The sequence below is a fragment of the Pseudomonas peli genome (assembly GCF_900099645.1).
Lineage (GTDB): Bacteria > Pseudomonadota > Gammaproteobacteria > Pseudomonadales > Pseudomonadaceae > Aquipseudomonas > Aquipseudomonas peli.
This window is the reverse complement of record NZ_FMTL01000003.1, coordinates 529,106-545,019: the sequence shown is the minus strand read 5'-3', so window position 1 is coordinate 545,019 and position 15,914 is coordinate 529,106. Positions and strand designations below refer to the sequence as shown.

The window sequence follows — 15,914 nt, the reverse complement described above, 5'->3', positions numbered from 1 at the left end:
CGGCCAGAAGCGGTCGATCACATCCGAGCAGGGAAAAGCGGCTATTAAGAATACTCAGCCGCCCATCTCAACGAAATGCCCAAGTGATTTTGAACAGACTGAAGCGATTAATTGCCCACCTCAACAACCTTAGCGTCGGGTGCGTGGTTTTTCACCGACTCGATACCCTTGTCGCGTGAGGCTTCGGAGGCATATGACTGGCTCGTCCCGACTACTTGGTGATTACCCGCCTTAAGGTTGAACATAAACTTGTCAGCCCCGCTGGCCTTACGCTCGTAGCGTGCATCATCAGGCGCATTTTTTTTGACTGACTCGACTCCATTTAGACATCCAGACTTATCCTTGTAGCCCTCGCTGGCCAGAATTGCTTGGCCATTGTTGGCTTTGAGCCGAAAACGAAATTCACCCGCTTTGTCGTTGTATATTTCAAACGTCCCAGACATATAGCTATTCCTTATTTTTGGCTTTCATGAGATCCATCGATATCGCTGCGGTCCAAAAAATGACTGTTTGCCCATTAGAAATATGGTTTCTGTGTGATGCTAGCCAGGCAAAATCGATGCTCCAGCTTCAGTAGAACTGCATGACAAATGCACCATAACCCAAGAGCTAAACCAGATTTTTGAACAGTCAAAGTATAGACACAGATCTCAACACGGCTCGATTTCTTCGTCGAGTGAAGAGCCCAGCTTTTGCAGAGATATCCGAGCGGCTGCTTTTGGCCGGTTGCCGCCTGTCGTGACGGACTCTTCCTAGGTGCTCAGGCGAGCAAATGAGTGCAAATGGCTGGTCAGATGAGTGCAATTGCATATTGGCAATAGCAACAGACAGCCCCATCCGCACGAAAGCTGTTTGCCCCGATGACATAGCCTAACAGCGACATCCTGGGCGTGTCGCAAGCTCGCGCCGCGATAAGTATCTTGTGTCGCATGCGCTAGCCGCGATACCCCCGCATGTCGCAGACTCGATTTGCGACTCTCTGGGAGTGTCGTCGGGCAACGGTGCGATACACCGAGTCTGTCGCCAACACGCGCTGCGATACGCTGACCATGTCGCATGCAGGTAGCTGCGATACAGCCAGCATGTCGCAGCTGCGGTTTGCGACACACTTACTGTGCCGCATGCGGCATTAACAGAGCCTGATCAGGCACCGCAAGCAGCCGGAAGTGTCACCATCACAGCCACATCTGGCGCAAAGAATGGCCAAACTGGCATTGCTTTTATTAGTTATATTTCGACATAAAAACAATATAAATCAATTACTTATATTATAAATACGCAACCAAAATCTCGACCAATGGCAAGCATTTTTGAAAGCATCGTTTTTTGATGCATCTCCGCTAGCGAGCTTCGTGCCACCGAGCTCGCCCCTTCAGCGCCATAGGCGCTGGCTGCTTTTTGATTTTGATGACAAAAGGCTTGCGCGCGCTTTTGCTCCACGCGCACGCTGAATGAAGATGAAGCGTATCGCGTGAGTGAGAGCGCGCCCTCTTACTCGCGGCGCGAGTAAGAGGGCGTTGGGGCAGTTCGGACGGAACGAGAAAAAACGAAGCGAAGGCGTAGTGCATTTCAGTTCAGGCCGAACTGACACAACGCCATTCGCGCAGCGGCTTAGCTTTGTCATCAAAACAACAAAAAGAGATGACGACCATGCAACCAACAACCTTGAAGCGGTACCAAACCCGAGCACGCAATTTTTATCAGCATCGCTGCGGCGAGGCTGATCCATCTTCGGCGCAGATCTGCGCGGCTTTGCTTGCCTGCGCAGATAACTATTGCCCCAACTCATTTAGCACGCTCAAAAATTCGCTGATGAACGATCAGCTTGCTCGTGGCAACAGCGACACAGCAACAGCAACAGCAATCAGAAAGCTGATCAATCCGGTCACAGCGCCTAATAGCAAGATGACCCGAAAATCCAAGCTGAAACAGATTCGTAAAGTCCCCTTCGAAGACTTCAAAGCACTGTACAAGCACCTTCATGCCGGGGCTAATCTCGATGAAGCCGCCTCGCTTGTCCTGGCGTACTGGATAGGCGTGCGTCCTTGTGAGATGCGCACGATCTCTGTCACAGGAAACCAGGTGAAAATCATCGGTGGCAAAAAATCCGCCGAGTTGCATCGTGGCGCTGACCGAACCCTGGTGATCGACAAACCCAAGATTCTGAAATTGATTGAATGGGCCGCTCATAGGATGTCGAAATGCCCGCGCACTAACACGGCGATTCGAGATCGATTTCGTCGAGAGGCACGGACGCTATGGTCGAGGCGCAAACAGGTTCCGACACTGAAGAGCTTTCGACACCAAATCGGCTCCATTCTGAAAGCGTCCGGAGAAAGCCCGGAAACCATGGCGTACATCATGGGGCATCAGTCAACAGAGTCGATCAGTGTCTACGGCGATGGTCGTTCTGGTGCAGACCGACAAAGCTACCTCAGGCCGGTAGAGGGTCTAGACCTTTCGAAGGTGCGAAAACCCAAGAATCCACCGCGATACGGTGCTGGGAGAGTTATTGGTCGGATTGAGTTTCCAGCATCCACTCGTGACTGGCTTCCAGGCAAGTCCATCGCACCTAACTCCAGGGGTACCTAGCCTCTGTATAGGGGATCCCTACTTTGGTACATGAAAAAAGAGTCCATCGCCGTCCACTCAGTCATCTGCGAGGCGTACTTGATTGCGACCATTGTTCTTTGCTGCGTACAGGGCCCGATCAGCCATTTCCATTAGTTCATCAGCAGTGCGCTCGTGGCTAGAAGCAATGCCAGCGCTGAGGCTCACATGAAAATCCGATTGCTCGCCAGCAAAGCTGATGCTTGAAAACTGCTGGCGAATTTCGTCAAGAATGCTCACAGCCTGCTCGCCATTACAATCTGGCAGCACAGCCATGAACTCTTCCCCGCCGTAACGTCCAAGGCTGTCGACTCGACGCAAGCGTTGGCGCAACAAGTTGGCAAGTGCACGTATTACATTGTCGCCAACAGCATGTCCGTGGGTGTCGTTCACCTTCTTGAAATGATCGATATCCAGCATTACTACGCTGGCTGGTTTACCACTGCGTAGTGCACGCTCTTGCTCGATAGCCACTTGCTCCTTGATATCAGCATGCTTTAGCAACCCGGTCAGGCTATCGCGGGAGAGTGCGTTACTGAGCAGGCGAGCGCGTTGGGCGCGGGCAAAAACTGTGGCTATCAGACTGTTATCTGAAATCGGCTTGGTAACAAAGTCGTCCCCCGCTCTGATTAAAACGCTCATCTGGAGCGCGATATCGGTTTCAGCGGACAGATAAATGATGGGCACTCGCAACCAGTCGTCATTGAAGCGAACCACCTGTGCAAGCTCAGGCCCAGAACACCCAGGCATGTTGACGTCCAGCACCAACACTTCAGGATGAAAGCGGGCCATAGCGTCGAACAATTGCAAAGGATCGTTGACGACTTCAACCAGCATGTTGGCCCCACTCAACACCAAACGGTATCGACTGGATAACTCGCGATCATCGTCAACGATTAATACTCGATAGGGCTCACCACTCTGCTGGTTGAAACATCGCTCCAGGCGATTTTCCAGCTTGGCCACGTCAACAGGTTTGCTGAAGAACCCCATTGCACCAATGCGCGCAGCTTGTAATTGGGTGTAAAAATCGTTCTGGGTGGTAAGTACCAGAAGCGGCAATGAGTGCTCTAAGCGCTGCTGCAGTGCTGCTGCGTAATCCAATCCTGTCTGTTGGCTGTCGCCTAAATTAACATCAATGATCAGTGCGTCCGGCAGCTGTTCAACCAAGGCCGCATCGAGTGCAGCGGTGGTTAGGAAATGTGATGCCTGATAGCCGAAGGTATTAAGTGTTAAGCGGATAACGTCGCCAACCTTCAGCTCATCTTCGAGAATATAAACCCTGTAAGCACCATCGCGATTAGCCCCAACACTGGGCGTTTTTAACACAGGTGCGACTGAAGCTTGAGAAACCTGCTCAACACTAGCCAGTTGCTGTAGTTCGTTTACCAGCCCCTGCAAACCTTGCCGCTGAAGCTCCAAACTGCTAAGCCATTGTTGCGTCTGCTGCTCCAGCAACCTGGCACGGGCACCCAGGTCACTGAAACCGAAAGTCCCAGCACTGCCTGCAAGCTTGTGTAAGTGATCGCGCAGCTCAGTTAACCGCTGCAGTTGCTCGCTCGGGTCGGCGCACGCCTGTAGCTGCAACGCTTTATCTGCCAATTGCGGCAGTTCTTCGCGTAATCGCTGTGAGAACTGCTCACCCAGTTGTTGCAGATGCGCCTGCAAATCCGCCATTTGCTGTTGTCGTTTATCCACGAGACTGACTCCAAATTGCACGAATTTGAGTCGCCAGCTGCATCGGATCAAAAGGCTTGATGATGACGTCACGCGCACCAAGACTCCGATAGTGCTCTATCTCATTTGGCTGAACCTTGGCCGTCATAAAGGCAACAGGGATCTGCGTGATGTCGACCATCCTGCCAAGTTCCTGAAGTGTTTGCGGGCCATCCATACCCGGCATCATGACATCCAGCAGAATAAAATCAGGAGCAAATCCTTCAACTTGGTCGAGGGCATCCTGACCACAACTACAGCTCAACACCGTAAAGCCACCGACCGCTTCCAGTGCCACCTTGGCGACTGCCTGGATGGATGGGTCATCCTCGACATGAAGAATTCGTTTGAGGTCAGGCATATCCATTCTCCTTGGTCGGCAACAGTCGAGCCAGAATATCAAGGAAGTCTTGAGCCTCCGTTCTGGACTTTGCGAGCGCCGCTTCAACGCGGCTTAGTTGTTCCGTTGACAGCTCTGTAGAGGACAGAACCACTATCGGTAGTCCAGGGCAAAGTTGGTGAATCTCCTCTATAAGCTCAAGACCACTTCCATCAGGCAAATTCAAATCCAGTAACACCAAATCCAGACTGCCAGCTATTAAACGCTGACGGGCTTCGTTCAAAGTGGCTACGCCAATAAATTCCGCCAGGTGGCGGCCCTGCTCGGCAATCACCGTACGCAAGTCGGCATCATCCTCAACATGCAGAATGCGTGGCTTTTCATGCATACCACTAAGCGCCCTACGCAAGCCGCCCAATAGCCGCGCGGGATCAATCGGCTTATCCAGCCAGTCAACCACATGCAGCCCCCCCTGCAAGCTCAGCTGGCCTTGTTCGTTGGCAGCCGAGATCACTAAGATAGGCAGATCACGAGCGCTAGAATTGCGATGTAACTCCTGGATGAACTCCACGCCATTGCCATCTGGCATACGTAAATCCAAGGTAATCGCGGCTACCGGTTCGCGCTCAAGTAGCTCCCGGGCTACGGCCAGACTATGTGCCAGCAATACACGGTAGCCAGCCCCCTGTAGCAGCATTTGCAGTAGCCGTGCAATATCGGCCTCATCCTCTACAACCAAAATAGTTGGGCGTTGTAGATCGGGGGCTGGCGTATGGGTCATTAAAACTGGCAGCTCAAACCAAAAGGTGCTGCCATGCCCCTCCTGTGAGTCAAAGCCGATGTGACCACCCATGCGCTCAATCAGTTCTTTGCTGATGGCGAGCCCCAGCCCAGTACCGCCTTTCTGCCGTTGATCGCCACTTTCGGCCTGAGAGAACTTATGGAAGATATGGCTGCGGAAATGCTCGGGAATACCACTGCCTTGGTCCGTCACGCTGACCCGCACACGGCCATCACGCAACGTCGTATGCAAGCGGACCTGACCACCGAACGGGGAAAACTTGATGGCATTTGAAAGAAAGTTGGATAACACCTGCTGCAAGCGCAGGGCATCAGCCCTAACTTGGAGCATCGGTATAGGGTCCAGGTGCAGTTCTACCTGATGCTGGCTGGCATAGGACTGATTGCAACTCACGGCCTCTTCTAGCTCTGCGGCGAGTGCCAAGTTACTCAGTTCGAAACTGAGCTTGCCTGCAGCAAGCTTGTCCATGTCCAACAGGTCGTTAATCAGATGGCTAAGGCGCTGACTGTTCTGCTGAGCGATTTCCAACATCGGCCTCATGGAGTCTGGAACAACCCCTAACGCACCGCCATTAACCAAGCCCAGCGAGCCTGAAATAGATGTCAACGGTGTCCGCAGTTCGTGGCTGACTGTAGAAACAAAATCGTTCTTCAGTTGTTCAATGCGTTTCTGTTCGCTGAGATCCATGGCTGTGCCACTGGCACGCATCATCTGCCCGTCACTTGAATACTGGATCAGCGCCCGTATCAACACCGGCAAGCTATGGCCGTCAAGCGTCAATAAGCGACATTCATGATTCAGGTATTTCTCGGCTTCGCCCGGCGAGGGCTGCAGCTGGTCTTGCAGCACAGGCAGATCGTCGGGATGAACCATTTGTGCCCAATCGTTGAACGGCGGTTGGGGTCCTTCCTCTGGATAACCAAGCATCTGCCACGTGCGGGGCGAGGCATAAAAGCTTGCACTCACCATATCCAAATCCCACCAACCATCATGGCCGCCCTGCAGTACACGTTGCAGCCGTACCTCGCTGCTGCGCAACTGAACGGTCATGTCACTAGCCAGCGCAAGTGCTTGCTGCTGGCCCTGAGCCAGTGTTCGGGTGAGGAAAAACAGCAGCACACTAATGATGCCGCCAAGCAGCAGGAGAAGATCTTGTCCCTGATTCAAGCGCTGGAAAAAACCTGGCTGGGGGTAGAAGGCCAAAGTCCAAGTCTGACCAAACAGTTGCAGCGTTGTGTGACTTAATGCTGTATTGCCCGATTCAACACGCGGATCGCTGACGAAAAGCTGTTGCTCGGGATCAACTTTGGCCCCGGAGAACAAGGCAAAATCGATCTGCAACTGACGTCCGTCAAGAATCCCCCTCATCAAATCGCTCACGCGGTACGGGCTGTAAACAAACCCGCGCAAGGCGTCGAAGCGCTCATTTTCGTTAGTTAATGGCTGACCTGAACGATAAACCGGTACGTACATCAGCACCCCGGCCTTCGCCGGTCCGGTGCTGTCTTGTAGCAGGGTCACTTTGCCACTGAGCTGCGCTTTACCCGTTTCAGCGGCTTGGCGCATGGCTGCTCTACGCATGGGTTCGGAGTACATATCGAAGCCGAAGGCTACGAGGTTAGGCCCACTAAACGGCTCCAGAAACAGGATGGATGTATAAAATTCACGCCGGCCAGGGGGGCGCACAGAAAAATCAGAAAACCCCTCGCTGCGCACATCGGCCTCAAAATCGGCCAGTTGGCCAGGGCGGATTACCTGGCTAAAGCCCAGCCCCTGGATGCCGGGATAGTTAGCATCCAAGTCAAGACGCTGCACATAGTGCCGCCAGTCTTCACGACTGACCGACTCACTGGCTTCGAACAGGCCTGCACCACCCAATAAAATCTGTCGATGGTTCTGCATGCGTTTTTCGATAGCTTCTACCACCTCGCCAGTGAGCTGCTGAAAGTGCAGCTCAGCTGCCGCTTTCTGACTAGTGTGCAGGCCATACCAAGCCCCCGCCGTTGCGAGCAAACCGCAGAGCAGCACCACAAGCGGCATCATGCGCGGGCGCTGGGATAGGAGCCTTTCGAGTGAACTCATAATTCGTCTTCCTGATGGTGCAGTGGCAGCTCAATCCAGAACGTACTTCCCTGTTGCGGTTCACTGACAAAGCCAATAGTGCCACCCATGCGCTCTATCAGCTCTTTACTGATGGCCAAGCCAAGACCGGTACCGCCTTTTTGCCTGCTGTCGCTCGCGTCGGCCTGGGAAAATTTCTTGAAAATGCGAGCTGTGAAATCCGCGGGTATTCCAGGCCCCTGGTCACTCACCAGAATGCGCACAGACTGCCCCGCAAGCTCGCTGTAAAGGCGAACCTCCCCTTGTGCTGGAGAAAATTTCAGCGCATTGGACAGCAGATTGCTCAGCACCTGTTGCAGACGCTGAGCGTCAGCCAGCACCTGCAGGTCTGGGCAATTGGAATGCAGTAGGCGAACGCCAAGATGCTGAGCGAAGCCCTGATGGCTGGCGTCGCACTCTGCCAACAACTCATCCAGCTTGATCGGTTGCAGATCAAAGCTCATTTTCCCAGCAATCAGCTTGTCCATATCCAGCAGGTCATCAATCAACTGACGTAAGCGGCGACTGTTGCCCTCCGCAATCGCCAGCATGTCTTTGATGGCATCAGGCACTGCGCCGAGGGCACCACCGTTGATAAGACCAAGTGAGCCGGTAATAGAAGTCAGCGGTGTACGCAGCTCGTGACTGACAGTGGACACAAACTCATCCTTTAACCGCTCAAGATGCTTGCGCTCGCTGATGTCGCTGATAAAGCCATGCCATATGACGCTGCCGTCGGCACCGCGTTGTGGCGCAGCTCGTCCTTCAACCCAGATAAGCCCCTTAGTGGGGTGGAGAACCCGGTACTCCTGATGCCATAGCTCAAGATTGGCGGCAGAGGTGGCAATGCTGTCACTTATCCCCTGCAAATCATCGGAATCAATCAGGGCAAATGCGGCAGTAGCATCGTTCGCAACTGCCTCCGGCGAAAGCCCGTAAATACTTTCAATGCCTTGGCTGGCATAGGGGAAACAGCTGCGACCGTCTTCGAATAGTTGGAACTGATAGACCACGCCCGGCAATTGAGCACTAAGCAGCTGTAAGCGCTGCAGCGCTTCTTCGCGATAACTCAGATCATGAACAATGCACAGATAGCCTAGATCGAACTTGTCCTCCAGGCAGACGGGAGAAAGGTTCAACAACACCGGTACCGTATGGCCGGAGGCATGTCGCATCTGCACTTCATGCAGTTGGCTCTGGCTGCTGCCTTGAGCAGGTATTGAACGCAGTGCATCACGGGTCAACTGGCGATCATTTAGCGGCAGGAGCAATTCAAGCTCTCGCCCGAGCAGGCCATCTGCGCTGTAGCCCAGCAAGTTTGCAACACCTGGGCTGGCTTGTTGAATCAAGCCAGCAGGGTCGACCACCAGCACCGCAGTACCCGCGCTGCCCAGAATGGCTTTGTGAACGGCAGCTTGCTCGCGCTGATGACGCGACTGCAGCCGCAACTCGAAGAGTTGTACCGTTTGTTGCGCAAGCAGCTTCAAGCTCTGTCGCTGCTGCTCATTGAGCTGACGCGGCTGCCGGTCAATCACACACAAAGTGCCAAGGTTATGCCCATGCCCATCGCTGAGCGGCATACCGGCATAGAAGCGAATATCAGGGTCGCTGGTGACCAATGGGTTATCGCTAAAGCGTGGGTCGAGCAGCGCATTTTCGATTTCAAAAAGCTCGTCACGATTGATCGCATGGGCACAGAAAGCCAGCTCCCGTGGTGTCTCGCTCGCCCCCAACCCGACACGGCTCTTGAACCACTGACGCTCGGCATCAACAAGTGAAATCAGCGCAATCGGGGTATTACAGATCTGCGCCGCCAATGTAGTGATGTTGTCGAACATGGCTTCGGCAGGTGTGTCCAGCAGCTCGAATGCAAGCAAAGCTGCAAGTCGACTGGGCTCATTAAGCGGGGCCTGAGGGTGCCCTGGATGCTTGCTCATAAATTGGCCCGCTGCGTCGAGGTTGTATGGAGGGGGAGTTCAAACCAGAAGGTACTGCCCTGACCTTTGACGGAGTCAAAACCGATACGTCCGTGCATGCGTTCTAGCAACTCCTTGCTAATCGCCAAGCCAAGACCTGTGCCACCTTTCTGTCGGCGGTCACTGGCATCTGCCTGGGAAAATTTGCTGAAAATTCGGGCCTTAAAATCATCATCAATACCCGCCCCTTGATCCTGGACACTGACCCTGACCTGATCGGCATGCTCCTCGACCAACAGCCTTACCTGAGTACCCGGCGGAGAGAACTTGGCTGCATTGGATAGCAGATTAGCCAGCACCTGGGCCAGGCGCTGCTCATCCACCACAACACGCACACTGCGGGGAGGTCCCACCAGATGCAACGAGACCTGATGTTGATCTGCATAGGGCTGATTATGCGCCACGGCCTCTTCGAGCAACGGCCATAGCCACTGATCGCGCAGCTCAACGCGAATCTTACCGGCCATGAGCTTTTCCATGTCCAGTAAATCATCAATCAACGCCTGCAAACGCAGGCTGTTGGCATGGGCGATTTGCAGCAGTTGCTGCATGGCGTGAGGTACCTCACCCAGCACCCCACCGTTAATCAGCCCCAGCGCACCAGCGATGGCAGTCAGTGGTGTGCGTAATTCATGGCTGACACTGGCCGTAAACTCGCTCTGCAGGCGTTGTAGACGCAACCGCTCCCGCATGTCCTGCACATGCAGAATGCACACCTCATCAGCACCACCCAAAGAGCCAAGAATCGCAGCACTGCACTCAACTGGAATCTGCAGATACTGCGCATCAACCAAGGTCAAAAACCAGCTGTTGTTATGACCTGGGCGAATAGCCGAGACATGTACAGAGAGCGACTCATGCTCAGTAGGCAGGCAATATGAGTGGAGTGGGCGATGCAGCAGTTGCTCTACGGGCAATTGCAATAACCGACTAAACGCCTGGTTCACGGCAAGCAGCACACCTTCAGCCGACATCAGCACCATACCTTGCGGAGCTAATTCAAACGCCTGAAGAAAATCTCGTTGGCTTTGATTGAGCGCCAACAACAGGTTGGCTCGGCGTTGCTGCGTGTGCAGGGCAAAACCAATTAACCCGGCCACGGTAAAAGCTAATCCCCAACCGAGTATTCGCAACCCGATAAAGGTTTTCCTCGCAGGGTTCAGGGACGCAGCCTGAAGTTGCCACTGGGCGCCAGCCAAGGAAACAGGTAGCCCCACAGCGTCTTGATTGGCAGCCTTAGCCGCCTGATCTGCTGGCGTAAACGTCACAGCTATACCGCGCTTGCGGGCTATAGACTCGACTTCAGCGGCCAGTTGTTCGAAATCGATAACGGTACTGATCAGCCCCCAGTAGCTTTGGTCATTTAGAAAAACCGGTACTCGGTAGATCAACCCTTGCCCCCCCTGAAGCAGAGGCAGCGGCCCTACCAGATGTGGCTTACGGCTGGCGATGACACGTTGAATGGCCGGCCATTGCGCAGCCAGATCCGGGTAATAAAGCCCCAGTGCAGACTCATTACCTGCCAGCGGGTAGAGAAAATCAATGCGGTTACTTGGTGCCAAGCCTATGTTGCGAATATGCCGCCCCTGCTCAAAGAGACCGCGCAGCCAGGGCTGTAATTCAGCTTCATCGATGCGCCCCTGCTTGGCGGGAATGTAGCTGGCAAGACCGGTAGCCAGATGCAGGGTGGCGTTTAGTTCAGCCAGTAGTACTGCCCGGACTTCATAGGCATGGGCCAGCAGGCGTTGCTGCTCAAGTTCGTGCTGACGCAGGCTGTACTGCCGTAACAGCAGTTCCACACCCAGGCCAAGAATCAGCAGAATGGCCAGGCTGCTCAACATACCCGTGATCAACCTGCGCGGGCTGTGATCACTCATAGGGAAGGCTCCACGGGCAGTTCAATCCAGAACGTGCTGCCCTGACCTTCTACCGAGTCGAAACCGATCTGCCCACCCATTTGTTCAATCAGTTGCTTGCTGATGGCCAGCCCCAACCCGGTACCACCCTTCTGCCTCGTATCGGTTGCATCCGCCTGAGAAAACTTGCTGAAGATTCGCTGACGAAACGCTTGAGGTATACCAGGGCCCTGGTCGCTTACGCTGACCTGTACATAATCATTCTTGCTTGCAACAGCGACCTCAACGGCGCTGCCCTCTGGAGAAAACTTGGCCGCATTGGACAACAGATTGGCCAACACCTGCCCCAACCGCTGACGGTCTACCCGAACCTGTAGATCACCTGCTGGCTGAAGTAACTGCAACTGGACACGATACTGCTCAGCATAGGGCTGGTTCTGTTCAATAGCCGCTTCGAGTAGCTTTTGCAGAGGCTGTAGGCGTATATCGAAGGTCATTTTGCCGGCTATGAGCTTGTCCATATCCAGCAGGTCATTGATCAATTCGCCAAGACGCTGGCTATTACCCTGAGCGATACGCAGCATGTCCTGCATCACAACAGGCACCTCACCCAAAGCGCCACCGTTTATCAGGCCCAGGGCACCTGCGATGGCGGTCAGTGGCGTGCGCAGCTCATGGCTGACTGTAGAAACAAACTCATTTTTCATTTGCTCGATGCGCTTGCGCTCGCTGATGTCGCGGATTACGGCAATAAAACGAAGCCCGCCCTGATAGGTAATCTGCGACACCGCCAGCTCCATAACGAACTGTTCGCCACTCTGGCGCTGGGCCGGTAGCTCTTTGGGTCTACCCAGAATGCCCGCGACACCACTCTGCAGATAGGTCGCTAGGTCGTCATACTTGGTTCGGTAATAAGCAGACGTGAGTAAGTTGGCGCTCTGCCCTCTTACATCCTCCAGGCGATAACCGAAAATGCGCTCAGCGGCTGGGTTAAAGGTCTCTATTAACCCCTGCTCGTTAATCGTGATGATTGCATCAATAACGTTATCAAGCAGAGTGCCCAGGTATTCCTCACGCTCGCGAAGTGCTTTTTCGGCCTCGACCCGCTCACTGAAGTTCTGAATTTGCGATACGAAATGCAAAGGCTGACCTAGGGCGTCGCGCACCAGTGACACGCTCAGCAAAATCCAAATTACCCGACCTTGTCTATCCAGGTAGCGTTTTTCCAGTTGGTAGTCGTTGATCTCGCCATTGAGCAGCCGCTGCAAAAGCTGCAGGTCAGTCTCAAGGTCATCGGGATGGGTGATGTGCTGGTAGTCCAGCTGAAGAAGCTCACTGCGGCTGTAACCCAGCATTGCGCAGAGTGCATCGTTGACCTCAAGCCAACGGCCATCCAAGCCCACCATGGCCATACCCTGAGGCGCGGTATTGAATGCCCCGCTGAAACGCTGCTGGCTAACGCACAAAGCATCCTCTGCCTGCTTGCGGTCACTGATATCCCAGACGAATCCGGACACCCAGAGCAACGCCCCCCCTTGGTCGTACTCACCGCGCCCTTTCTCTCGCACCCATACGCTGTGGCCATCCGCGTGCTGCAACCTATAGGTCAATTCGAACGTCTCTTTTCGTTCGATAGCGCCGACGGCCTGATAGGTAATATGCAGGTCATCCGGGTGGATCACACTCGCATACGTTCTAACTCGATTATCGATAAAGTCGCTGGCCGGAAAGCCGGACAGTTCAGCAACCTCGTCACTCATAAAGCGCATGGTCCACTCGGAATCATTCTCACACCGGTAAACCATGCCAGGCAGGTTGGCAACCAAGCCACGAAAGCGGCTTTCACTTTTCTGCAGCGAACGTGTTGCGGCTTGAAGCTCACTGATATCACTGGCAATACCCAAAAATCCGGTGATTTGACCGTGCTGATCGAACATGGCACTGACGGTCAGGTTAACTTGGCGCTGACTGTCATCCTTGCACTGGTAAGTCCACTGCCGGGTTTCGGGTTCGCCGCTGCGGGCCTGGTGGACAAACACCTCAAACCCGCTGATCGCCATCCCAAGTTGCTCGCTTAACTGCAGGCCACGCTGCTCAACCTCACCAGCAAGGTGAAACAGTGCTGGCGTATGCAAACCAACAACCTCGTCAGCGCTGTAGCCGAGCAGACGTTCGGCACCACGATTGAACAGGGTAATCCGGCCAGCCGGATTAGTAGCGATCACGCTGACCCCTGTAGCTGAATCGAGTACTGCTTGCAGGAAGGCGCGCGCCTGATAAATCGCCTCTTGCTGTTCACGCACTTCCGTGATGTCAGCATGCGTGCCATACATCATCAGCGGTTCGCCATCGGCACTCCAACTGACGACGCAACCGCGATCATGCACCCAGACCCAATGTCCGTCCTTATGGCGCATTCGGCACTGGCAGTCGTAATAGGGTGTTTCACCGCGAAAATGAGCTTGAAGCAGCTCACCTGACTGCTCCAGATCATCTGGGTGGGCATGGCTCAACCAGGTGTTAATGTCGATGGGGGCGAGCTCATCCAAGCGATAGCCGATGATCTCCGCCCAGCGTTCGTTGAATACGGTCGCACCGGATTGCACGTTCCATTCCCAGGTGCCGATATTGGTACCTGCAATGATGCTCTGCAAACGCTCGCCTTGGCTCTTTAGGGTGAACTCAGCCATAGCTTGCTCGGTAACATCTTGTACGGTACCGACCAGGCGCACCAAACGCCCCTCAGCGTCGGGTTGCAGCCGCGCTAATTCCTGCACCCAACGCACCTCGCCATTTGGGCGAATAATGCGGTGGCGAACATTATGCTCACCTCCCGCATTTACCCGAGCCTCTGATGCTTCGACGATGGCTACATCCTCAGGATGCACACAGCGTTTAAAGCCCTCAACGCTAGGGGTGAAATGCTCAATGTCATAACCGAAAATCTCATAGATAGGCGCTGACCAATACAGACTGCCATCATCAAGATTGGCCTCCCAATGCCCGAGGCGAGCGATACGCTGCGACTCATCCAAGCGTTGCAGCAAGACCTGGCGGGCATGCTCCTGCTGTTGACGCTCCAGCACGGCACCAACCCAGCGAGCAAAAAGGCGGAGAAACTCCAACTCCGCGTCGTCGAATGGCACTTTACGAGGCTCAGTTGAGCAAAACGCCAGCGTACCGAAGACACGATCACTGACTACAACTGCAATTCCGATATAGGTTTCCAAACTAAACGCGGGGTAACAGGGATGGTGCGCATACTCGCTGTTGCCCATATGGTCGATAGCCAATACATCACGGCCAGCTAGGGTGAGGCTGCAGTATGTTTCGCCCAGACTGAAGTGCTGGCCATCTTGTAGCGTGCCCGGCGGAGAAAACTGCGCCAGGACATGATAGTCCTCGCCTTCAATCTGACTGATGAGTCCCAGCGGGGTACCATAAAAATCAGCGCCCAGCTGCAAAGCAGCGCGCAGTTGCTGCTGATTATCCAAATGAGCCAGTGCAGCAATTTGGTTAAGTGCGCTTAACGCATATTGTTGCCGCTGCAGACTTTGCTGGGTTTGCTGACGCTGAATATCGCGACGCAACGCCTCAATCAGCTGACCCAGCGTTGCCAGAAGAGGCTTGAGCTGTTCAGCGAATTCATCAACATAACCACCTGGACGGTTTGCAATACCCAGCATCCCAACCATCTGACCGTTAGCGAACAACGGAAACCCCGCGAAAGCCTCCAAAGGTGGATGACCAGGCGGCAACCCACCACGCCGGGGATCTTCGCTGGGGGTATTTGTGATCAGTGCCATGGCATCACGAATTACACGACCGAATAACGTGTCGAGGTTATGAAACTCCATTCCCTGATCTGCACGCTCAGAATAAAAATCAGCGCTGGCCTGATCCCAGGCGATATTGCTGATGGCATAAGTGCGCAGGTACGGCAGGCCTTGCAGATCTTGGAGTACCTCACCGATAAATCCGAACTGACTTTCAGTGACGGCCAAGACGCGATTAAGCAATGTATTAAAACTGTCGCGCTGATTATCCGTCTGGATATATTCAGCCTGAGCCCAGGTAATCAACCCTAACAACTCACGGGCTTGCTCACTTTCTCGGTGACGTTCCTCTAGGTCAGCCTGATGAATGAGCGACTGTTGCCGGGTGTTATAGCGAGCGGCACAGAACATCAACAGCAAAAGGCCAAGAGCTGCCAACCATGCAACTGACCATCTAATGAACAGCTGCCTTTTATCACTGAGGTGCTGCTCGTAGGACTGGGCTACGCGCAAGCTCGCGGGCTCGTTCTCAGAGTGCTGCACCGATAACTCAGACTCAAGGCTGTTGGGCTGATCACTCTGAATGATCAGGCGCTGCTCGGCCTGCTTGGAATGCTGCCAGAGGGCATCCCATTCACTTATGGTCTGCCAATACAAGCCCACAAACAACAGTGTCAGGCAAAGGCTGCCGCCTAGCACAATAAAAAAAGTAAGCGACTTGGGTTTGCTCATTATGTG

Annotated in this window: 8 protein-coding genes; 1 reads left to right on the top strand and 7 read right to left on the bottom strand. The window is 54.0% G+C overall.

Annotation, left to right across the window (positions count from 1 at the left end; all coding sequences use genetic code 11):
* Positions 1-107 precede the first annotated feature (107 nt).
* Positions 108-443 carry a YegP family protein gene (locus BLO50_RS17115; protein WP_003118434.1) on the bottom strand — a complete coding sequence of 112 codons (336 nt, stop codon included), beginning with the start codon at positions 441-443 and terminating at the stop codon, positions 108-110.
* Between the two features lie 1,207 nt (positions 444-1,650).
* Here BLO50_RS17115 and BLO50_RS17110 point away from each other — a divergent pair.
* Positions 1,651-2,592, top strand: a complete 942-nt coding sequence (locus BLO50_RS17110) for a site-specific integrase (protein WP_244152905.1) — start codon at positions 1,651-1,653, stop codon at positions 2,590-2,592.
* 57 nt (positions 2,593-2,649) lie between these two features.
* On the opposite strand, the gene BLO50_RS17105 is transcribed toward BLO50_RS17110, so the two are convergent.
* From BLO50_RS17105 to BLO50_RS17080, 6 genes are read right to left on the bottom strand one after another with little or no spacing between them, the layout of a single operon-like run.
* Positions 2,650-4,287: a diguanylate cyclase gene (locus tag BLO50_RS17105; protein ID WP_090255138.1), complete on the bottom strand. Its 1,638-nt coding sequence runs from the start codon at positions 4,285-4,287 to the stop codon at positions 2,650-2,652.
* A gap of 13 nt (positions 4,288-4,300) precedes the next feature.
* A complete protein-coding gene (locus BLO50_RS17100; protein WP_090255136.1) occupies positions 4,301-4,687 on the bottom strand; it encodes a response regulator in 387 nt (128 codons plus the stop codon).
* Positions 4,680-7,550 carry a CHASE domain-containing protein gene (locus BLO50_RS17095; RefSeq protein ID WP_090255134.1) on the bottom strand — a complete coding sequence of 957 codons (2,871 nt, stop codon included), beginning with the start codon at positions 7,548-7,550 and terminating at the stop codon, positions 4,680-4,682. Before BLO50_RS17095 ends, BLO50_RS17100 begins: the two co-directional genes overlap by 8 nt.
* Positions 7,547-9,505, bottom strand: a complete 1,959-nt coding sequence (locus tag BLO50_RS17090) for an ATP-binding protein (RefSeq protein ID WP_090255131.1) — start codon at positions 9,503-9,505, stop codon at positions 7,547-7,549. Before BLO50_RS17090 ends, BLO50_RS17095 begins: the two co-directional genes overlap by 4 nt.
* Positions 9,502-11,421 carry a sensor histidine kinase gene (locus BLO50_RS17085; RefSeq protein WP_090255129.1) on the bottom strand — a complete coding sequence of 640 codons (1,920 nt, stop codon included), beginning with the start codon at positions 11,419-11,421 and terminating at the stop codon, positions 9,502-9,504. Before BLO50_RS17085 ends, BLO50_RS17090 begins: the two co-directional genes overlap by 4 nt.
* Positions 11,418-15,908: a PAS domain S-box protein gene (locus BLO50_RS17080; RefSeq protein WP_090255126.1), complete on the bottom strand. Its 4,491-nt coding sequence runs from the start codon at positions 15,906-15,908 to the stop codon at positions 11,418-11,420. The genes BLO50_RS17085 and BLO50_RS17080 overlap by 4 nt, the downstream gene beginning before the upstream one ends.
* Positions 15,909-15,914: the final 6 nt, after the last annotated feature.